18 protein-coding genes are annotated in these 19,134 nt (G+C 59.4%); 12 read left to right on the top strand and 6 right to left on the bottom strand.

Translation table 11 applies throughout. The features are described from left to right. Positions 1-226 precede the first annotated feature (226 nt). Together ACLFKU_RS25015 and ACLFKU_RS25010 are read right to left on the bottom strand one after the other, a co-directional pair. On the bottom strand, positions 227-1,078 hold the full coding sequence (locus ACLFKU_RS25015) for a hypothetical protein (RefSeq protein ID WP_410850853.1): 852 nt from the start codon (positions 1,076-1,078) through the stop codon (positions 227-229). A 64-nt stretch (positions 1,079-1,142) separates the two neighbouring features. Next, the gene (locus ACLFKU_RS25010; RefSeq protein WP_410850852.1) at positions 1,143-1,946 is read right to left on the bottom strand and encodes an SDR family NAD(P)-dependent oxidoreductase; all 804 of its coding nucleotides are present in this window, start codon (positions 1,944-1,946) and stop codon (positions 1,143-1,145) included. Between the two features lie 192 nt (positions 1,947-2,138). Here ACLFKU_RS25010 and ACLFKU_RS25005 point away from each other — a divergent pair, with 192 nt between their 5' ends. The 6 genes from ACLFKU_RS25005 (at position 2,139) to ilvC (ending at position 8,811) form a co-directional block, all read left to right on the top strand. Then, on the top strand, positions 2,139-2,996 hold the full coding sequence (locus ACLFKU_RS25005) for an IclR family transcriptional regulator (protein WP_410850851.1): 858 nt from the start codon (positions 2,139-2,141) through the stop codon (positions 2,994-2,996). A 489-nt stretch (positions 2,997-3,485) separates the two neighbouring features. Continuing rightward, positions 3,486-4,961: an APC family permease gene (locus ACLFKU_RS25000; RefSeq protein ID WP_410850850.1), complete on the top strand. Its 1,476-nt coding sequence runs from the start codon at positions 3,486-3,488 to the stop codon at positions 4,959-4,961. A gap of 156 nt (positions 4,962-5,117) precedes the next feature. Next, the gene (locus ACLFKU_RS24995; RefSeq protein ID WP_410850849.1) at positions 5,118-6,710 is read left to right on the top strand and encodes a carboxylesterase/lipase family protein; all 1,593 of its coding nucleotides are present in this window, start codon (positions 5,118-5,120) and stop codon (positions 6,708-6,710) included. 14 nt (positions 6,711-6,724) lie between these two features. Next, positions 6,725-7,153, top strand: a complete 429-nt coding sequence (locus ACLFKU_RS24990) for a type II 3-dehydroquinate dehydratase (RefSeq protein ID WP_410850848.1) — start codon at positions 6,725-6,727, stop codon at positions 7,151-7,153. Between the two features lie 103 nt (positions 7,154-7,256). Beyond that, complete coding sequence (locus tag ACLFKU_RS24985) at positions 7,257-7,748, top strand: transketolase C-terminal domain-containing protein (protein WP_410850847.1); 492 nt, start codon at positions 7,257-7,259, stop codon at positions 7,746-7,748. Positions 7,749-7,794: 46 nt separating this feature from the next. Further along, positions 7,795-8,811 carry a ketol-acid reductoisomerase gene (ilvC, locus tag ACLFKU_RS24980; RefSeq protein ID WP_410850846.1) on the top strand — a complete coding sequence of 339 codons (1,017 nt, stop codon included), beginning with the start codon at positions 7,795-7,797 and terminating at the stop codon, positions 8,809-8,811. Between the two features lie 56 nt (positions 8,812-8,867). On the opposite strand, the gene ACLFKU_RS24975 is transcribed toward ilvC, so the two are convergent. Further along, on the bottom strand, positions 8,868-9,299 hold the full coding sequence (locus ACLFKU_RS24975; RefSeq protein ID WP_410850845.1) for a YybH family protein: 432 nt from the start codon (positions 9,297-9,299) through the stop codon (positions 8,868-8,870). A 309-nt stretch (positions 9,300-9,608) separates the two neighbouring features. On the opposite strand from ACLFKU_RS24975, the gene ACLFKU_RS24970 reads away from it, so the two are divergent. From ACLFKU_RS24970 to ACLFKU_RS24945, 6 genes are all read left to right on the top strand, one after another. After that, positions 9,609-11,534, top strand: a complete 1,926-nt coding sequence (locus ACLFKU_RS24970) for an FUSC family protein (protein ID WP_410850844.1) — start codon at positions 9,609-9,611, stop codon at positions 11,532-11,534. Between the two features lie 248 nt (positions 11,535-11,782). Beyond that, positions 11,783-12,583, top strand: coding sequence for an amino acid ABC transporter ATP-binding protein (locus ACLFKU_RS24965; protein WP_410850843.1), 801 nt, complete (start codon positions 11,783-11,785; stop codon positions 12,581-12,583). Beyond that, entirely contained in the window at positions 12,580-13,236 is a 657-nt protein-coding gene (locus ACLFKU_RS24960; RefSeq protein WP_410850842.1) for an amino acid ABC transporter permease, read from the top strand. Before ACLFKU_RS24965 ends, ACLFKU_RS24960 begins: the two co-directional genes overlap by 4 nt. Then, positions 13,233-13,892: an amino acid ABC transporter permease gene (locus ACLFKU_RS24955; RefSeq protein WP_410850841.1), complete on the top strand. Its 660-nt coding sequence runs from the start codon at positions 13,233-13,235 to the stop codon at positions 13,890-13,892. The genes ACLFKU_RS24960 and ACLFKU_RS24955 overlap by 4 nt, the downstream gene beginning before the upstream one ends. 108 nt (positions 13,893-14,000) lie before the next feature. Further along, positions 14,001-14,837 (top strand): substrate-binding periplasmic protein, encoded by an 837-nt coding sequence (locus tag ACLFKU_RS24950; protein WP_410850840.1) that lies wholly within the window; start codon positions 14,001-14,003, stop codon positions 14,835-14,837. Positions 14,838-14,918: 81 nt separating this feature from the next. Further along, the gene (locus tag ACLFKU_RS24945) at positions 14,919-15,707 is read left to right on the top strand and encodes an aspartate/glutamate racemase family protein (protein WP_410850839.1); all 789 of its coding nucleotides are present in this window, start codon (positions 14,919-14,921) and stop codon (positions 15,705-15,707) included. 93 nt (positions 15,708-15,800) lie between these two features. On the opposite strand, the gene ACLFKU_RS24940 is transcribed toward ACLFKU_RS24945, so the two are convergent. From ACLFKU_RS24940 to ACLFKU_RS24930, 3 genes are all read right to left on the bottom strand, one after another. Then, positions 15,801-16,163 carry an MmcQ/YjbR family DNA-binding protein gene (locus tag ACLFKU_RS24940; protein WP_410850838.1) on the bottom strand — a complete coding sequence of 121 codons (363 nt, stop codon included), beginning with the start codon at positions 16,161-16,163 and terminating at the stop codon, positions 15,801-15,803. 71 nt (positions 16,164-16,234) lie between these two features. Then, positions 16,235-18,112: a TRAP transporter large permease subunit gene (locus tag ACLFKU_RS24935; RefSeq protein ID WP_410850837.1), complete on the bottom strand. Its 1,878-nt coding sequence runs from the start codon at positions 18,110-18,112 to the stop codon at positions 16,235-16,237. Next, positions 18,113-19,132: a TRAP transporter substrate-binding protein gene (locus tag ACLFKU_RS24930; RefSeq protein WP_410850836.1), complete on the bottom strand. Its 1,020-nt coding sequence runs from the start codon at positions 19,130-19,132 to the stop codon at positions 18,113-18,115. Positions 19,133-19,134: the final 2 nt, after the last annotated feature.

Here is a 19,134-nt window from a genome sequence, read left to right as displayed (position 1 = left end):
GTGGCTCCAATACGCCGATCATCGAGTGGCCCGATTGCGCCGATCATGCACTGGCTCGATTGCGGCGATCATCCGGTGGCTCGATTACGCCGATCCCGGAATGGCTCGAATATGCCGGTCAGTGACATCCCCGCAGTCACGGGTATCTGCGCTAATTTTCCTGCCATTTCGTGCGCGGGCAAGACTGCGCTACCCACCTTGCCCGTATCGCCGATTACTGTCGAGTTCACGGTTCGCTCGCACGTACCGGCACGCTCGCAGTTTTCGATGCAAACGTGTCTTGAAGGAGCGATACATATTCCCTGGCCGTCATCCCCACTCGGGCACCGTAGCGCGCGGCGGTTTCGTTGACGAAGGACAAGATTCCCTCGGTGAAGACCGACATACCGTTGCCGATCCGAGCGCTATGGACGGATACCGCGGCGCCCGGTTTGCCATGCAGATCGAGCTTCTTGATTCTGCTTACGGCGATGTCGTCTTTGCCGAAGCCGGCGTCGCAGAAAAGCGCACCCAGTGCGTCGCCTGCCAGCAGGATGCGGTCGTCCATCGGCAAAATCGCGCCGTGAGAGCCCGCGACCATGACCGAATTCGCGTCTCGTGGCAGGAGCAAGGCCAGCGAATCGATCACGACGACTTCCGCTCGTCCTGCCGCATCCGCGATGACGGTGCGACTTTCCTCTTTTGCTGGGACTGGATAGGTGAATGCGGGCGCAGCCAGCATCAAGCCGGCGCATTCGCGGGTAGTCTGAGAGACCCTGCAACCGAGCGCGCGCGCCGTTTCGTTTACATGCGAAATCACGCCGTTCTCGAAATTGTCCTTACCATCACCGATATGCGCGGAGAGGTGCGAGGTCGTAGCAGCCGGAACGCCTAGCGCATCGAAGTAAGAAAGGGCATGAATTCCCTCGGCGTCTTTACCGACTCCCGCGTCGTTGAATATCGCGGCCCGGACTTGAGCACGGGCGGCGCAGTAAGCAGCGTAGCCTCCCCCATGTGATCCGGCCACGATGACTGCGCCGGCGTGGCGTTCGTCCAGCTTGGTCACCGTGTCGACCCAGGTGATGGCGTTAGATGTCATGTGTGTCTCCGTCGAATGATTTATGCATGCCGGCACGTGCAAGCCGAGGGCTTGCCTGCGGGCCTCAAGCGATTGCGGGCGAGGGTTCGAAACTACCGGCCGCGTACATGCCGCCGTCGACACAGAGCGTGTGTCCTGTCACATACGCGGAGCGGCGCTCGTCCAATAAAAACGCCACCCCTTGTGCGATTTCCTCCGGGGTGGCATAGCGGCCCTGCGGCACCGATCTGAGCAGTCGCTCGCGCTCAGGGCCGCGGTGCATGCCCGCAGCCATCGAGGTCAGCGTGGGGCCGGGAGCGAGGGTGTTGACGCGAATACGCCCGGGCGCAAGTTCGACTGCCATGATCTTGCTCAGCATTTCGACCGCGGCCTTTGAGGCGCCGTAGGCGGATCGCCCTGCGTTGGCCCGGAGGCCGGAGACTGACGTGATGTTGACGATCGAGCCGCCTTTCCCGTGCCTCGCCATCCGCTGGGCAGCCGCTTGGCAAAGCGAAAACGTCGCCATCAGATTAACGTCGAATACGGAACGCAACGAACTGAGCGATAACTCGAGGAAAGGTGTGTTGTCCCCTTTGGCGGCACAGCACACCAACCCGCGCAGGGGGACGTCGTCGGCCAATTCGGCGACGATCCGCTCGATTTCGTTGGTATGTGTTATGTCGACGGCGTCGACGCAAAGACCTGTGGCATTGCCGTGTTCCAGACGCAGTTGCTCCAGGGCAAGCGCATCGCGATCAATCGCCACGACTTGCCAACCTTCGAGCAGCAAGCATGTGGCGGTTGCGCGGCCGATGCCCGAGGCAGCTCCGGTCACGATGACGCGCCCGGGGCTGAACGGCTCTCCGTTGAGTGTTTCAGTGTCTCGCATGTTTTGTTTTCCTATCGAGTCGCCTGTGTGCCGAACGACGACTTGGCCAATAAGTGCGCCGGGTGGCCATCGGCTATCCGCCCGATGGCTATTAAATGGGTCACATATCGGACCATATATGATGGTGTGATTTCAGTATATGCGGCACTTCTTTGACCAACAATGATCAAGCCTTATAAAATGGACCGAAATATGGACCAATTGACTGGAGAGGCAATGCGAGGGGCGATAGCGAACGACGTCGTGACGGACGGAGCCCAAACACTGCGCAGAGGCTTGCGGATTTTGAAGGTGCTGGCCAGATCCCAGGCGGATGGGTTGGGTGTCAGTGAGATCGCGCGGCGGATGGATTTGACGAAGACGACCGCGGTCAGGCTCACGCGTACGTTGCTCGACGAGAGGTTCGTGGTCCAAGATCCGACGACGAGACGCTATCGGCTCGGGCCGGAAGCCTACGCGGTGGGCCTGGCAGCCGAGCCGAGCTACGCGATTCAGCGTGTCGCGGCGCCGGTGCTCCGATCTCTAGCGTTGGAGACCGGTGACTGGATTTTCTTCACTGTGCGGCACGGCCTCGAGGCCATATGCATCTCCCGCGCGAGTGCAAACAAGCAGTATCCGCAAAGCGCCTTGCGCGTGGGCGATCGACATCCCCTCGGCCTCGGCGCCGGCGGTTTGGCGATTCTTGCGGCGATGCCCGATGAGGAAGTCGAATCGATCCTCCGGGCCAATGCTGATCGGTATGGCGCTGTGTACACCCATATGTCGGCGGACATCGTACGCAAGCAGATCACGGAGACGAGGGCGCGCGGCTACGCGTTCATCCCGGGCACATTGGCGCCGGGGTTTTGGGGCATTGCCGTGCCCTTGCTGCAGGAGGACGGCAATCCGATTGCGGCCATGGTGCTGGTATCCACGCCGGCGCGACTGAGCGACGCCCGTCGCGCGGCGCTGGGCGACCGGATGCAAAAACTCGGGAAGGAAGTGATGAATAATGCGCGCGTCTCGGGCGACGATTCGACGGACGAATCTCTCTTCCATCAGGCCGATTAAAGCCACTCGCAAAAGTCATTAGTCGAATGACGCGCTGGCGATGAATCGAGCGCGAGACGTCAGTTGCCGCATCCCAGCCAAATACGTCGGCGTGGCAGCGGTGTCCGCGCTAAGCCCCCAGCCTGACGTCCCACGTCGTGCGGCAAGTTAGGGAAAGTACTGTAGTGGCTCGTCATCGCCCGACTGGATCGGCTTTCATCGCGATGCTTGCGATGAGGGCCCCGGAAAACCCTTGTATAAAAACTTTTGCTCCCGTAAAGTTCACTTCATCGTACTTGCCGTTCTTTTGATTTGACCAATGGGTACGAATCGCGCAGCGGGAGAAAGCCCGCTGGAAGCACGGCGCTTGGTGACGGTGATTCGTCATTTGCATGGATGTGGAGTCCGCGTTCTCGTCGCTTATTTGCTCTTGTCGAGCCAGGCGTCGAAAGGACAACTGGCTTGCAGGGCGGGAGGTGGACTACCTTGGAACGAAAAGCGGGAGCAGGAGTGAACACGTTGATCGACAGTAATGAAGGGGCCGCGCTGCCGGAATTCGCCACACCCTCTGGCGAGAGTCGTCCCGCCACGCTTTCCGGGCAGTTGGGGATGCTGGAAATCGTATTTACCGTGTTGGCGTATAACGCTCCGCTAACCGTTGTCACCGGCATGGGGGTCATGATGACCCTCGGCAACGGGCTGGGTGCGCCAGTCACGTACCTGATCGCTGGGGCGCTCATTCTGATCTTCTCGGTGGGGTTTACGGCGATGTCGAAGCACGTACCCAATGCGGGTGCGTTCTATGCATACATTACCGCGGGGATCGGGCGGCCTCTGGGCCTGGGCAGCGCGCTGATGGCGATGCTTGCCTACGGCTTTATGATGGTCGGCATCTACCTCTATTCCGGTATCGTCTACGCTTCATTAGTCAAACATCTGTTCAACGCAGAGCCGCTTGTTTGGTGGGGATATTCGCTTCTCCTGCTTGCCGCCGTTGGCGTGTTCGGCTATTTGCGCATTACGTTTTCAGCTCGCGTTCTCACGCTCGCGCTGATTTGCGAAGTGTTGATCGTATTCGTCTGGCAGATCGCTGTGGCTGCGGCTAAGGGCGCAGCCGTCCTGTCGCCGTCATGGCTGACGCCTAGTGCTGTGACATCGGGTTCCGTCGGGCTCGCCTTATTGTTCGGGGTCACCTGCTTCGCCGGGTTCGAGGCGACCGCCGTCTTCCGAGAGGAGGCTCGTGATCCGGAGGTGACGGTTCCGCGAGCGACGTATTGCGCGGTCTTGGTCATGGCCACTTTGTTTAGCTCCGCATCGTATTTTTTGATTTGCGCATACGGTCCGCAATCGGTCCTGGAGAGGGCCGCAGCCGATCCGTCGCAGATCTCCCTGAACGCGATCGGCCTCTATCTGGGCAAGGCCGGTTTGGAAGCCGTGAACGCTTTGCTCTGTTCGAGCGTTTTTGCCTGTTTGCTCGCCCTGCACAATATCCTTTCTCGATACATCTATTGCTTGGGGCTCGACGGCACGTTTCCGCGTGCTCTGGCCACTGTGCATGAACGCCATGGTTCGCCTCATCGCGCTTCCGTCGTCGTCACCGGCTTGATGTTGGTTATTTTGATTGGTGTGATCAAGAGCGGAGTAGAGCCGTTCGGCGCGTTTGCGGTGCTGACGGGAGTGGGCGGATATTGCTTGCTGCTGCTGTTGATTTTGACGTCGTTGTCAGTGCTGGTGTTCTTTGCGCGCAATATGAAAGGTCAGAGTTTCTTGAGAACCAGAGTTGCGCCCACCGTCAGTTTCTTTCTCCTTTCGTTTGTCGGTTGGCTGGCAACGGCGAATATGAAAGTCTTGACTGGGAATGTGCGGGTTTCGCACGCTCTGATCGCTGTCGTCTTCGGAACGCTTTTGATTGGCGTCCTTTATGCGCGGTACTTGAGGCGCGCGCGGCCGGAAATCTACCTTGCCATCGGGCGGCAAGTGATTTGATGCGGCGCCGGCCGTCGGTCGCATGACCTCGGCGGTCACTCGTAGCGTGAGTTTCTTTACGTCAGGCCGGCGGCGCTCATGTCGCCGGGCGTTGGCGCTCGGGCATGCGCTTATGCGCCGATTCAATGACTGATATTTATTTAAGGAATCGAGATCGTGAACATTGCAGTCGAGCAAGTCGAAAAAGATCGCGGACACGGCGAGGCTTCGTTTAGGGTCGTCGACACCCAGTACGGCAAATTGCGCGGCCGTGTGAGCGACGGGCTTGCATCGTTTCTAGGTGTCCGATACGGCGCCAACACGGCGGGAGCGAATCGGTTCATGCCACCGCAGCCGGTCACGCCGTGGACGGGCATCCGCGATGCATTCGTACTCGGCGATCACTGCGTGCAAACCAACCCCGACTTTCCGGTTTGGCTCAGTCCCGGCCCGGCGAGCGAAGATTGCCTGACGTTGGAGGTTTTTTGCCCGGCTAGCGCCACGGAGTCGTCACGATTGCCTGTCATGGTGTGGCTGCACGGCGGCGGCTATTCGTTCGGCTCAGCCTATGCGCCCGGGTACAACTGCGGCAACCTTGCCAAGGGTGGCAACGTCATTACGGTGGCGGTCAATCAACGCCTGCACGGGCTTGGCTATACCTACTTGGGCGACGACGAACGCTTCGGCACGGCAGGCAATGCGGGCCACCTCGATATCATCGAGGCGCTCAAGTGGGTGCAAACCAACATCGAGCGCTTCGGCGGCGACCCGAGCAACGTCACCGTGTTCGGACAGTCGGGCGGGGGCGGCAAGATCACCATGCTCTGCGGCATGCCGGCTGCGCGAGGTCTCTTTCACAAGGCCATCGTTCAGAGCGGTTCGATCATGAAAATCCGAACGGCTGATGAGGCGTCGAGGCTGACCGACGCCGTGTTCGATACCTTGCAGCTAAAACGTGGTGATATCGCCGCGCTGCAAGCCGTGCCGGCCGACACGCTCGTTCGGTGCTTCGACAAAGTTGCCGAGGAGACCAACACTAACTACACGCCGTATCTCGCCTATGGCCCCACGGTCGACGGACGCGTCATGCCTGAAATGGTTTGGCGCGACAAGGCGCCCGATTTCGCGCGCGACATTCCGTTTCTGATCGGCCTGAACTCCGACGAGGGCGCGACGTACGTGGGACTCGACATGTATGGTCCATTGAAGGCGAATGTGGACGTCGCAAGGCTGTGCGCGAAAAGTCAATTGCAATGGAACTTCAGTGTCGAGGAACTGGTACCGCTGGTACGAAAGTATCGCGAATTGATGCCCCATCTTTCCGATGCGGAGCTGGCTGTCCGGGTAGCCTCCGATGTCAGCTTTCGCAAGGGTGCAACCATTCAGTCCGAGCTCCTCATTGCACGTGACGGTGCGCCGGTCTACATGTACGAATGTGCATGGAAGACGCCGTGCTTCCGGGCGGAATGGGCCGTGCATGGGGTGGAATTGCCGTTCATCTTTGGCCTTGGCGATTACGGTACGGCGTGGGACGGAGAGGATACCGACGCGATGCGTGCGGCGGCCGATCCTGAGAACAAACGTGCCGTTGTCGGCCGTCAAATGTTCGACGCGTGGGTGAACTTTGCTCGAAGCGGAAATCCTTCGACGAAGGAGTTGCCGTGGCCGACGTACGATGCCGCCTCGCGCACGACCATGGTCTTCGGCCGGGAGACGAAGCTGGTCGATGATCCTCAACGGGACGTTCGAGATCTCTTGCAGCGCTTGTGAGCGGGACGGAGAAGATGGGCAAGCCCGTAGCGACTGTTCTCGTCGTGCATGGCGCCGGAATGGAGAAGCGCGGGCTCGAAGCGATCGAGACCTTCGGATCGATGAAGCTCGGCGAATACGAAGAGGCAATTCGCGGGTACGCGACAGAAGCGGGCTTCGACGTGACGTTTTTTCATTCGAACGACGAGACGGTCGTGGCGAACAGGTTGGGCCAGATTCATGACTCGACCCATGCGGTCATCATCAATCCGGCTGGCTTCCTATCAGGCGCACCGAAGGTCATCGCTGCCGTTCAAGCGCTGCGCTGTCCCTGTGTCGAGGTTCATGTAAGCAACCCTGCGGCGCGTGGCATCGCATCACCTTTTGCCGGCTGCTGCAGCGGTTCTGTCACCGGCTTTGGCATTAGGAGCTATGAGCTCGCGTTGAGGGGCCTGGCGGCGTAGGAATTTATGGAACTGATTTCTCTGTATCGCAGCATGGCGCGCATTCGCGCACCTGCCTGGTGTAACCGTCATGTGCCCCGCTTCCCCTCAGGACAGTTACACCATGCTGGCGGATGCGTTACGTGGTGAGGACCCGGTGATGTACATGGAGCACAAGGAATTGTGGGCCATGAGCGGTCAGGTCGATACGGGCGCCATTCTTCCACCCGGTCGTGCGCGCGTCATCCAACGAGGCGCGGATCTAACCATCGTTTCCTGGTCGTCCGCCGTGCATGTTGCACAGCAGGCCGCCGCTGCGCTCGCTACCGAAAACATTTCCGCGAGCGTTATCGACCTGCGTTCGATTTGGCCGTGGGATCGCGAGACGGTCCTCGCGGATTGTGCGCGCACGAAGAAACTGCTAGTGGTGCATGAATCCGTGCAGGTTGCGGGCTTCGGCGCGGAGGTGGCGGCTACCGCAGCACAGGAGACAGGCTGCCGCGTTTCCCGGCTGGGCGCGCCGCGCATTCCGGTCGGCTATGCGCAGTCGCTCGAGGCCGTTTCTCGCATTCAGGCGCAGGACGCTGCCCGAGCGGCACGCGCTTTGTTCGATTAACCCAGTATGGCGGCTTAAGCCCGGCAACCATCCGAAAGGAATATTCATGAAAGTCTTTTACGACAAAGACGGCGATCTGCGCCTCATCAAAAGCAAGACCGTTGCGATCATCGGCTATGGCTCGCAAGGCCACGCACACGCGCAGAACTTGAGCGATAGCGGTGTGAACATCGTGGTGGGGTTGCGCAAGGGTGGCGCGTCCTGGCCCAAGGTAGAGAAGGCCGGCCTGAAGGTTGCGGAAGTAGTCGACGCCGTGAAGCAAGCCGACGTCGTCATGATCCTGCTGCCTGACGAGCAGATCGCCAACGTCTATAAGAACGACGTCGCGCCCCACATCAAGGAAGGCGCCTCGCTCGTTTTTGCGCACGGCTTCAACGTGCATTACGGCTTCGTGCAGCCGCGCGCCGACCTCGATGTGTGGATGGTCGCCCCTAAGGCTCCGGGCCATACCGTACGTAGCACGTACACGCAAGGAGGCGGCGTGCCCCACCTTGTGGCTGTGTATCAAGACAAGAGCGGCAAGGCTCGCGACTTGGCCCTGTCGTATGCGATCGCTAACGGCGGTGGCAGAGCCGGCATCATCGAGACCAACTTCCGCGAGGAAACCGAGACCGACTTGTTTGGCGAGCAGGCGGTGCTGTGCGGCGGCGCCGTGGAGTTGATCAAGGCCGGTTTCGAGACGCTGGTGGAGGCAGGTTACGCGCCCCAGATGGCGTACTTCGAGTGCCTGCACGAACTGAAGCTGATCGTCGACCTAATCTACGAAGGCGGCATCGCCAACATGAACTACTCGATCTCGAACAACGCAGAGTATGGCGAATATGTCACCGGCCCGCGCATCGTCACCGAGGAAACCAAGTCCACGATGAAGAAGGTGCTTCGCGATATCCAGACCGGCGAGTACGCCAAAAGCTTCGTACTGGAGTCCGCCAGCGGCGCCCCCACCTTGATCAGCCGCCGTCGCTTGAACGCGGAGCACCAGATCGAGACGGTGGGGGAGCAGCTGCGCGCGATGATGCCTTGGATCAAAGCCAACAAATTGGTCGACAAAAGCCGCAACTGAGAATCAGCGCCGCGCCGCCGATCTCGATGTCACGGCGGGCGGCGTTGATCTGCCGCTCAGGATGCGACGGCACCGGCGAAAGACTTCGTCAGCGCCCAGTTCGAATGCACGATGCGCCATTGCTTATCGACCAGGCGGTAAACCTCGGTCGAATTCCATGCCCTCAGCAACTTTTCGCCGCCCCACTCATCGGTCACAAAGGTGTTGAGGTTGTAGCTCAGCACCGCCAGGTCGCCCGCATCACTGACGATTATGTGCGGATTGAGATACTCGCACCGCACGATGTGCGGGTTGCTGTAGATCTTCGAAATGTGTGCCACGACCGTGGACCGACCGACAAGCAACGTTTCTGTTACCGGGTCGAAATAGCTGATGTCCTCATGGTAGTTCTCCAGGTAGCCGCTGTTGTCGCCAGAACTCCATCGCTCATTGAGAGAGCGTTCCAGCGCCATGAGTGTGTCGCCGATCTGTTTCACGTTTGCTGCCATGTGCGCTCCTATGATCGCTTCCGCGAAGATGTCGTCCGGCAGAGCGGCGACATCGATGTGTGCTCGGCCCCCGGACGTCAGTCAACTGCTCGCCCGCCAGTGTTGGCTAACTGCGTGGCGCTTCTTCGACGGCACGGACAACAATTTTGACGCACCGCGCCATCGAGGGCATACTGACCAGACGGTCTAATTTTAGTCCTTATCGGTTTTATTGCAAGGCTAACCGGTCAACGCCAGCGTCCGAAACTCCGTGTTCACGGCGATGTTGCGCTGTGTGATGCGACGCGTCTCAAATTTTCGTCGAGTCAAATGTCGAACCCATCGTCGTCAGCATGGCGGTCTTGGAATCTCAACGGCGTTGCCCGAGACCTCGCTGCCGACTTGGGGCACGACCCCGGCCGAATCCGGCTGTTCAACGCGATCAGAGCAGTCGTCGCTTCGCTGGTCACCGGCCTCGTGCTTTACCAGTTCGCCGTTCGATCCGAGCAAGCCATTGCGCTTGCTGCGCCGGGATTCCTGATTTCATTCCTGTGGGTCGTGCTCGCACGCGAGACGCGATTTCGCGGCCAATTGGAAATGTTGTTCGCATCGAGCGCAACGATCGCTGCGACCGTCATCATCGTCTCACTGCTCAGGGACTGGCCGTCTTGGTTAGGGGCTCTCTACCTTTGTGTCGGCATGTTTCTCGGTACGTTAGTCCAAGATTGCTTGCGACGGGCCTCGGGCATAACAGTCATGTGGTTCGTTGTCACCTGTGTTGAACTCTACTCGAGTCCTTCGATTGCAGCTGTGCGATTTCAAATGGCGTCGATTGCTATCGGCGCTGGGATAACGTTCGTTATCTGCATTCTGTTCCTGCCTCACTCATCCGCCCGCGTCCTGCGTAGCGCCCTATCCGACTTTCAATGGAATGCAGCGCGAATCCGCCACAACGCCCTGAGGCGATCGTCAGGAGACGATGTGTACAACAAAGCCGACCAGAGAGCCTACGATCGACTAGGACGGTCTATAGCAGTGATCGAGAGCGAGCTTAGCGGGCAAAGCCTTGCCCACTCCGATGCCTTTTTTTATGCCTTGGCGCGAGCCCACGTAGAAGTGCAAATCGTAAGGGAAGCGTCTATCTCGGCCGCACGTCAGAGCGGCCCCGATACGCAACTCCACGATGAGATCTCCGCACGCATTGCAGTGCTCGATGACGCCCTGTCAACGCTGCGTACAATCGCGGACAAGATGGAAATCCGACCAATCGTTTCGGCCCACAAGATGCCTATTTCCATCGGCGTGCTTGCTTGGCGGCCAGCGATCCAAGTCACGGCCGCCATTACCATGGCGTTGTCACTTGCTGAATGGATCGTTCCTGGGCGTTGGTACTGGGCCGTTGTGACGGCAAATGCCGTTCTTGCCCGCTCCAACACTACAACGATCCATCGAAGTTTTCTCCGGCTTGCCGGCACTGTTACGGGGCTAATAATTGGATTGTTGATAGGCTGGCTTATCGGCGGAAACATGCTGTTGGCGTGTGCAGCAATCTTTGTTGTGATTTTCGCGTTGCATTTCTATCTGCCTGTCAACTACGGGATTGGGGTGCTTTTCGCCACGATTTTCGTGGGCTTGCTGTACGCCTCGCTCGGCTTCTCTGAGACGCAGATTCTCCTCATGCGTTTCGAGGAAACCATCATTGGCGTGTTGGCCGCCGTGCTCGTCGCAACAGCGGTGTTTCCGGTGCGAGCGGCGAGCGAGGCGTCGCCGGCTGAGCGCGCGGCGCTCAATGCATTGAAGGAGGTTGTCGAGGCGCTCGCTGGTGGTGGCGACGCGGGACTTGCCCACGCATACCTACGTTTGCATGTCTTGAATCAGAGGCTGAGCGAGGCCAAGCAAGCACTGCGGCCAGCCATCACTGTCGAACGCGTCATAGGAAGACGCGATACCTATGAACGATGGCGCTGTTTGGACGATTGCAGGTCATGGATCATGATTGCGCTCCGCAACTCCAACCTGAATTCTTGTGTGCCCACATCGACGGTGGCTCACCTTCAGTCGTTATGGATCATGCTTGAAGGCATGATCGATGGGACGTACGTGCCCCGAGGCGAATCGAATCGGACATTCATCCGACGCGGTCATGAAGAAGATGCAGCAACGCAGGCCGCAACAGCAGAGGCGGCCGCAGCGCTCGATCGATACTGGGCTGCATCTTCCGGCAGGCGTCCACGTCGTAGCGTGCCGGATCTCTGACCTGGTAAGCGGGTCCTTCTTCAGCGCCGGAGGGCTCCTAGGTATTTTCCCGGCCGAGATCAAAAACAATTTTGACGCGCCACGCCCGCCAGTGCATACTGACTTCGTAGTCGAATTTTAATTCCAATGAGTCAAATCGAAAAGACGGTGACCTACCAGAGCGCGACGCGCCTTGTTCATGGCCAGGCCGGTTGGACCGTCTGATGCCGAACGACGGTCTCGCTAATCGATTGACGGAAACGTCCGCAATGAGCGATCTCTCGGAACCCACAACTGCTCGCCGAGCCTCAACGAGCACGAAGTCACATCTGGTCACGCTCGATCACGTCGGGAAGGCATATGGCGATCATCGCGTGCTGCACGATATCAGCCTCGAGATTGCCGCGGGCGAAGTCGTCGCAATCATCGGCCCAAGTGGCTCGGGGAAGAGCACGCTGCTGCGGTGTATCAACCAGCTCGAACCGCCCACGTCTGGGTCGGTGACGGTCGACGGCGTGCAAATTGTGGCCGGCACGCCTCCGGGCGCGGCGAAGCTCGCGCATTTTCGCAGGTCGTTGGGGATGGTATTTCAGTCGTTCAATCTCTTCCCACACATGACCGTCCTTGAGAACGTCAGTCTCGCGCAACGTCGAGTGCTCGGTCGTTCCAGCGAAGAGGCGAACGCTCGCTCGATCGAGTTGCTTACCCGGGTGCGGTTGGCCGACAAAGCTGGCCAATACCCCGCTCGGTGCTCAGGCGGGCAGCAACAACGAATCGCAATCGCGCGCGCCTTAGCCCTCGACCCGAAAATCATGTTGTTCGATGAGCCGACATCGGCGCTGGATCCGGAGGTGGGTCTCGAGGTGCTCGCGGTGATGCGGGAGCTGGCTGACGACGGTATGACGATGATGGTCGTGACCCATGAAATGCGCTTTGCAGAGAGCGTGTCAGATCGTGTGATCGTGATGGCCGATGGTGTCGTGCTGGAGGAGGGGCTGAGCGCGGACGTCATGGCGAACCCGAAGACGGAGCGCGTCCAGCGTTTCTTGTCGGCGGTAAGGGATCGATGATGTCGGCTCTAGTCATGCAGATCTTTGGAGAGATCATAGCGGCGCTGCCGTGGACGATTGCGCTCACGGTCACGTCGTTCGTGATGGGTGCGTTGTTGGCCGTACCGCTATGCAGGCTGCGCATCGCCCGTCATCCGCTGGTTAGACACGGCGCGGTGGCGCTCATCCTGACTTTCAGATCGATTCCGCCGATCGTTTGGCTCTTCATCATCTTCTTTGGGCTCGGAAGCGATTTCGTTTCACTGAGCCCGTTCGCTTCAGCGGTCATTGGGCTTGGCCTCATCACGGCGGCGAATATCGCTGAAATCTATCGTGGGGCCATCAAGGCGGTGCCGATCGGCCAATTCGAAGCGGCGCGGGCGCTCGGGTTGCCGGCGCACAGGCAGTACAGCGATGTGCTGATCCCGCAGATATTTCGGCTCGTGCTTCCCACGATGGCCAGCTATGTCATCGGCCTATTGAAGGACACGGCCGTTGCCTCGACGATCGGTGTGCATGATCTGGCGTTCTCCGCCTACCGCGTATCGCAAGAAACGTTTCGCGGCATCGAGGTCTACGCCATCTACGGGCTCGTGTATTTCTTGATCAGTGTCGCAATTGCGTATCTCACGCGCGGATTCGATCGGCGACTCAGAGAAAGGATTTCGCGATGACCGCACTCGTGAGCTTGTGGGCGCAATGGTTGCCGAGTCTCTTGTCCGGATTGCTCACCAGCCTGGAGGTGACCGTTTCCTGCATGGCGATCGGCATACCACTGGGCTTGCTGTTTGCGCTGGGCGTGGGCGCGACCGACAAGGCCGTTCGCCACGTTACGGTGGTTCTCGTGGAACTAGGGCGGGGCGCTCCCGCGCTCATCCTGCTGCAGTTCTTCTACTTCGGGCTGCCGGCGCTGCATATCACGCTGTCATCGTTCGTGTCGTCTGTCTTGGCTCTGGCGTGGTGTACGGCCGCCTACACCAGTGAAATCATGCGGGCGGGCCTGCTCTCGGTCCCCCACGGGCAACGCGAGGCCGCCTACACGATCGGGCTGAAAGAGATCGACACGCTCAGGTTGATCGTACTACCACAGGCTTTTCGTGTTTCTTTGCCGCCCTTGCTGGGCTTCGCCTTGGTCATGCTGCAGGCGACCTCGCTCTGCTTCACGATAGCGCTTCCCGAACTGGTGACACGCGCCAATCAAATCGGCACCGGGACATTCCTGTATATGCCCGTCCTCATGTTGACGGCGCTGCTGTATGCCTCCATCTGCGTGCCGTCGACGTTGTTCGTGTCATCGCTGGAACGGAGGCTTTCAAGGCACGAGACGTGAGCAATACCGGCGCGAGGGTGCATGGGGCCGGTATGGGCATCAATACGGGGCACCTCGAAACGAAACGATCACTCTTTTTTCACAACGCGCTCGACGGGAAATAGTCAGATGAAGCTCGCACAACACATTCTCTACGGTACGGCTGCGATTGCATTGGGTATGTTCGGTGTTTCCAGCAACGCCTATGCGGATTGCAAACCCGCACACCCAATGAAGACAGTGGTGCCCGGCACTTTGACCGTATCGACGATGATGCTTCCGCCCTACAACATTCCTGGTAAAGACGGCTCCATGTCAGGCGTCGAGGGCGACATTCTCAAACGGATCGGCGACATGGAATGCTTGAAGATCCATGCTCTGCAAGTTGATACCGCGGCGGAAATTCAGTACGTGACGACCGGCAAGGCCGACATGAGCGCCGGAAACTGGTATGCCACGGCGGAGCGAGCGAAGGTCCTCGGGCTCACCGCCCCGGTATATCTCGATCAGGCTGGCATCTTCTCCAAAGAGGGTTTCACGAAATTCTCTCAACTGAGGGGCAAGACAGTCGGAACAGTCCAAGGCTACAACTGGGTTGGCGATCTGCAGCAGATGTACGGCGACGACCTGAAGCTTTACCCGACACCGGTGGCCCTCGAACAAGATCTCGCGACCGGGCGAGTGGATTCCGGCGTGGACAGCCCAGGTGCGGGCATATACGCGCAGAAGAAGGGCGGGTATCCCGGCATCAAGATCAAGGTCGCCGATCCTGATCCGAAGATTCGCTCCTCCGTTGAGCCGGCACAGATCGTATTTCTGTATCCGAAGAGCAGTGTTCAGCTCGGGGAGGCGCTCGATGCGGATATCGCTACGCTGCGCAAAAACGGTGCGATCGCTGAAATCCTCAAATCGTATGGGCTGGATGCGCGCAGCGCCGACGTCGGGCCAGCGCGCCTGATCAATTGAACGAGAAAAGCGGCGCTATCTGGCAAGTCGCCGCGCCTATGTGTGCGGGGCGGCGCAGTCCATGAAGAAACGAGAGGCGAGATGACTGTTGTGATCAAATTCATCAACCCGTTCGGTACAGATCAATACAACGGGTTGATCAGCGAGACGATGGCTCCATATTTGCGAGAGGGGACGCAGCTTGTCGTCGCGAATACGAGCAATTGCCCCGAAAACATCGATTACTACTACAACAAGCATCTCATCGAAGAGGCCATTTTCGAAGAGGTGATCAAGGCCGAGCGGGAGCGATTCGATGCTGTCATCGTCGGGTGCTGCTATGACCCGGGGGTGAGAGTTGCCCGTGAGCTTGTGGACATACCGGTCATTGGACCACTTGAAGCGGCGATGTATTTCGCACCGTACTTTGGCCACGACTACGTCGTCGTCACCGACCACCACAAAGCCGTGCCCTACCTTCGAGACCTTGTTCGGCTATATGGCCAGCAGGCGAATTGTCTCGACGTTTCGTGTATCAACTGGTTTATCACCGACATGATCAAAGATACCGACGGCGTTGCCAGGGATGCGATGAGCGCAGCAGCGTCTGCGATGATGAACAAAGGCTCCGAAACGGCCATTCTCGGCTGTACGATCATCTCCGCAAGCTACGAAAAATTGATCTTGCAAACTGGGGAGGAGCGCAATCGCGCAGTATTGAATCCGAATACCTGCGCACTCAAAATGGCAGAGTCGCTTGCCGATCTCAAGCGCCAAGGCATCTATCAGATCAGCCGTCGCGGCTATTACCAGCAGCTCCAACAACATAACCCCATCGAGTACGCAGCGGTGCGAAAACGGTTCGCGCACCGTGGACAGGGCGAGGTTTGACAACGATCGGCACCTGCGATCGGCCGCTTGCCCGGCACTGCGTCAGCAAGCGGCCCGGTTCCACTTTTCCGTCGCGCTGCAGATGGAGTGGCTTTACCCATTCTTCGTCAATTCGAAGCTGTCGTCGATGACGTCGAATACGTCGTGCTCGGGAACCGACCCATCGAGGACAACGGTGACCCAATGCTCCTTGTTCATGTGGTAGGCCGGCAAGAAGCCGGGGCGCTTGCGCAACGCCCCGACGAGTTCTACCCGCGCCTTCACGTCGATCACGTCGACCTCCCCGTCTCCCGCTAGGCCGAGCTTCGAGCGCGGCACATTCATCAACAAGCAAAACCACTTTTCGTCGTCGAGATGCCGGAAGACGGCGTACGACGGGTAACGATCCCACGGGTAGTCGGGTTTCACGCGGTGCTTCTTTTTGATGTAATCAAATACCTTCGACTTCACATCCATTCAACGCTCCTTGCCGAACTATTTTCATGTTGCGGATATCGCGGGCGATGCCCCTTCGCGAGGCATGGCCGCTAGTGAATGAAGCCAACCGAGATCCATGGTACGAGCACGACCACGACCAGTGCAATGACGAGCGCGGCCATGTAAGCCCAGATCCGATTCATCGCCGACTCGGGTTGTACTTTTCCGATCGCGCACGCGGTGTAGAAGCCGACGCCCAACGGCGGCGCAAAGAGACCCACGCCCATCGACAACACCACGACCATCGCATAGTGGACGTCATTGATGCCGAGGGCCCGCGCCACCGGAAACAACAACGGTCCGAACAGCACGATCGCGGGGATGCCTTCGAGCACGCTGCCGAGCACGATGAACACCGCCATCGAAGCAAATAAGAAGCCTGTGGCGCCGCCGGGCATCGACTGCACGACCGCGACCAACTGTGCCGAGAAGCCCGATTGCGTCAGCGCCCAGGCCATCGCCGTGGCCATGCCGATGATGAGCAAAATGGCGCCCGATAACGCAGCTGAGTCGACAAGCATCGGATAGACCCGTCGGAAATCAATCTGCTTGTGAAACAAGTTCAAGATGAGTCCAACCACGACCGTATAGAGGATGCCGACCGTCGATACCTCCGTCGCGGTCGCGACGCCTTCGATGACCGCGGTACGAATGAGCAGCGGCAGCGCAAGAGCGGGCAGGGCCACGACGAGCTTGCGCGCGATTTCACCGAACGACGCGCGCCGTGCGGTAGGTCTGGGTTCCTTGCGCGTGCGTACGAAGCACACGGCGACGATGGCGAGCGTGGCGACGCAAGCGGGCAGAAGGCCACCCACGAACAGCGCGGAGATCGACACACTGCAGACCGCACCGATGGTGATCATCACGAGGCTTGGCGGGATCGTCTCCGTCATCGCCCCGGTGGCTGCGAGTAACGCAACCAAGTCTTCAGGCTTAGAACCATGCCGCTTCATCTCCGGGAACAAGGCCGGCGCGACGGCCGCCATGTCGGCTGCCTTGGACCCGGAAATGCCGGATACGAGGAACATCGCGCCTAGCAGCACGTATTGCAGACCGCCGCGCACGTGGCCGAGGAGCGCCGCCATGAAGTCGATCAAGCTGCGGGCCAGGCCGCTCAATTCGATCAACCCGCCCAACAGCACGAACAGCGGCACGGCAAGCAGGACGAGACCCGACATGCCTTCGTCCATCCGGCTCACGACGATGAGCAGCGGTGCGTGCGTGGTGAGCGCCAGGTAGGCGAACGTCGCCGTGCCGAACGCAAACGCAATCGGAATTCCGCCGAGCACGCAGAACCCGACGAGCACGACGAAGAAGACGACGAGATTGTAGTTGCCCATGTCGGTCAAGGCGGACCGACCGAGCCACAACAGGCCACCGATCGCGAGCAACACCGCGAGGCCCGTTACGAACTGGCGCAGCGTCGTACGTTGCGCCATCCGCGCCACGGCCGCGACGAACATGAGCACGATGCCGACCGGGAGGGCGGCGGCGCGCCAGCCGTCGGGCAGCGAGAGCGCGGGTGTCGTGATCGGCATCTGCTCGGCCGCGTGCTGCCAAGCCGGCAGAATGATGAACGCGACGAACACGCAAACAACGAGGGCCGACATCGTCTCGAACCAGCCGCGCCAGTTGGACGGCAATCGATTGACGACAGCCGAGAGCCGCATGTGTTCACCGCGATCGAGCGCGAGGACCGCGCCCAGCATCGAGAGCCAGATGAACAGCATGGACGCGAGTTCGTCCGACCAGGACAACGGGTTGTCGAGCATGTATCGCGAAACGACACCCGCTAGGAGGATTGCGGTCTCAGTGACTAGCAGGAGCACCGCTGTTGCCTCGGTTAACCGCATCACAGTGCGATTGATGAGGCCGAATGCGCGCGCTAACGGGTGTCCGGACGCTGCAGGCATAGTCATGACAGTCATTTACGCCAGCCTCCCGGTGTATTTCTCGAGTAGGGCCCACGCGTCCGACCCGAACTTCTTGTGCCAATCCTCGTAGAAGCCTGCACTGCGAAGCTTGTCGCGGAACCCGGCTGTCGAGACGTCGTTGAACTGCATGCCCTTAACCTTCAAGTCTGCCATTACGGAATCGTTGACCTTTCGCACGTCCTCGCGCTGCTTGAGCGCGGCTTCGTTCACGTTTGTTCGCACGATTTCCTTCAGGTCCTTCGGTAGTTTTTCAAACGATGCCTTGTTGGCGAGGAGCCAGAAGCCGTCCCACATGTGGTTGGTCATCGAGCAATACTTCTGCACCTCGTAAATCTTCGCCGTCGAGATGATCGCGAGAGGGTTCTCCTGGCCATCGACGATATGGGTCTGCAGCGCCGAGTACGCCTCGGACCAGTTGATTGTCGTGGGCGACGCGCCGAATGCTCTGAACATCGAGGTCCATAGTGGGCTGTTCGGCACCCGGATCTTGAAGCCTTTGAAGTCCTCGGGTTTCGCGATGGGGTGTGTGCTGGACGTGGTTTGCCGATAGCCGTTGTCGAAAATCTTTTCAAACGCGAATACGCTGGTCTTGGCGATTTCCGCACGCACGTGTTCGCCTAAGGCGCCGTCCATGGCGGCCCACACCTCGTCGTAATTCTTGAAGGCGAACCCGATCCCACTGACCTGGGCGGCCGGCACGAGCGTGCCGAGAATGAGCGGCGAGAGCGTGAAATAGTCGATCGCGCCTGAACGGAGCTGCGCGAGCATATCGCTGTCCGATCCGAGCTGGTTGTTCGGGTAGATCTGCAGATCGATGCGTCCTTTCGACTGCTCGGCGATCCTCTTTGCCATTTCCTGCGCGCGCACGTTCAAGGGGTGCGTCGTCGGCAGGTTGTTCGCGTACTTCAGCGTGAATTCGGCGGCATATGACGGCAAGCGATACAGCCCTGTGACTGCCGCGGTCGATGCGATGGCAACCGTCTTCATGAAACTGCGGCGATCGATTCCGTTCATGC

Source organism: Paraburkholderia sp. EG304, from assembly GCF_046543485.1.
Taxonomy (GTDB): domain Bacteria; phylum Pseudomonadota; class Gammaproteobacteria; order Burkholderiales; family Burkholderiaceae; genus Paraburkholderia; species Paraburkholderia youngii.
Note: the sequence above shows the minus strand (reverse complement) of the source record. Positions and strands in the feature narration are given on the sequence as shown.

Bases quoted from the DNA above. Each gene is read 5' to 3' on its own strand.
- ACLFKU_RS25015 (WP_410850853.1), bottom strand. From the start codon at position 1,078: ATGACATCTAACGCCATCACCTGGGTCGACACGGTGACCAAGCTGGAC.
- ACLFKU_RS24930 (WP_410850836.1), bottom strand. From the start codon at position 19,132: ATGAACGGAATCGATCGCCGCAGTTTCATGAAGACGGTTGCCATCGCA.
- ACLFKU_RS24950 (WP_410850840.1), top strand. From the start codon at position 14,001: ATGAAGCTCGCACAACACATTCTCTACGGTACGGCTGCGATTGCATTG.
- ACLFKU_RS25010 (WP_410850852.1), bottom strand. From the start codon at position 1,946: ATGCGAGACACTGAAACACTCAACGGAGAGCCGTTCAGCCCCGGGCGC.
- ACLFKU_RS24940 (WP_410850838.1), bottom strand. From the start codon at position 16,163: ATGGATGTGAAGTCGAAGGTATTTGATTACATCAAAAAGAAGCACCGC.
- ACLFKU_RS24955 (WP_410850841.1), top strand. From the start codon at position 13,233: ATGACCGCACTCGTGAGCTTGTGGGCGCAATGGTTGCCGAGTCTCTTG.
- ACLFKU_RS24970 (WP_410850844.1), top strand. From the start codon at position 9,609: ATGTCGAACCCATCGTCGTCAGCATGGCGGTCTTGGAATCTCAACGGC.
- ACLFKU_RS24965 (WP_410850843.1), top strand. From the start codon at position 11,783: ATGAGCGATCTCTCGGAACCCACAACTGCTCGCCGAGCCTCAACGAGC.
- ACLFKU_RS24990 (WP_410850848.1), top strand. From the start codon at position 6,725: ATGGGCAAGCCCGTAGCGACTGTTCTCGTCGTGCATGGCGCCGGAATG.
- ilvC (WP_410850846.1), top strand. From the start codon at position 7,795: ATGAAAGTCTTTTACGACAAAGACGGCGATCTGCGCCTCATCAAAAGC.
- ACLFKU_RS24960 (WP_410850842.1), top strand. From the start codon at position 12,580: ATGATGTCGGCTCTAGTCATGCAGATCTTTGGAGAGATCATAGCGGCG.
- ACLFKU_RS25005 (WP_410850851.1), top strand. From the start codon at position 2,139: ATGGACCAATTGACTGGAGAGGCAATGCGAGGGGCGATAGCGAACGAC.
- ACLFKU_RS24975 (WP_410850845.1), bottom strand. From the start codon at position 9,299: ATGGCAGCAAACGTGAAACAGATCGGCGACACACTCATGGCGCTGGAA.
- ACLFKU_RS24945 (WP_410850839.1), top strand. From the start codon at position 14,919: ATGACTGTTGTGATCAAATTCATCAACCCGTTCGGTACAGATCAATAC.
- ACLFKU_RS24985 (WP_410850847.1), top strand. From the start codon at position 7,257: ATGCTGGCGGATGCGTTACGTGGTGAGGACCCGGTGATGTACATGGAG.
- ACLFKU_RS24935 (WP_410850837.1), bottom strand. From the start codon at position 18,112: ATGACTGTCATGACTATGCCTGCAGCGTCCGGACACCCGTTAGCGCGC.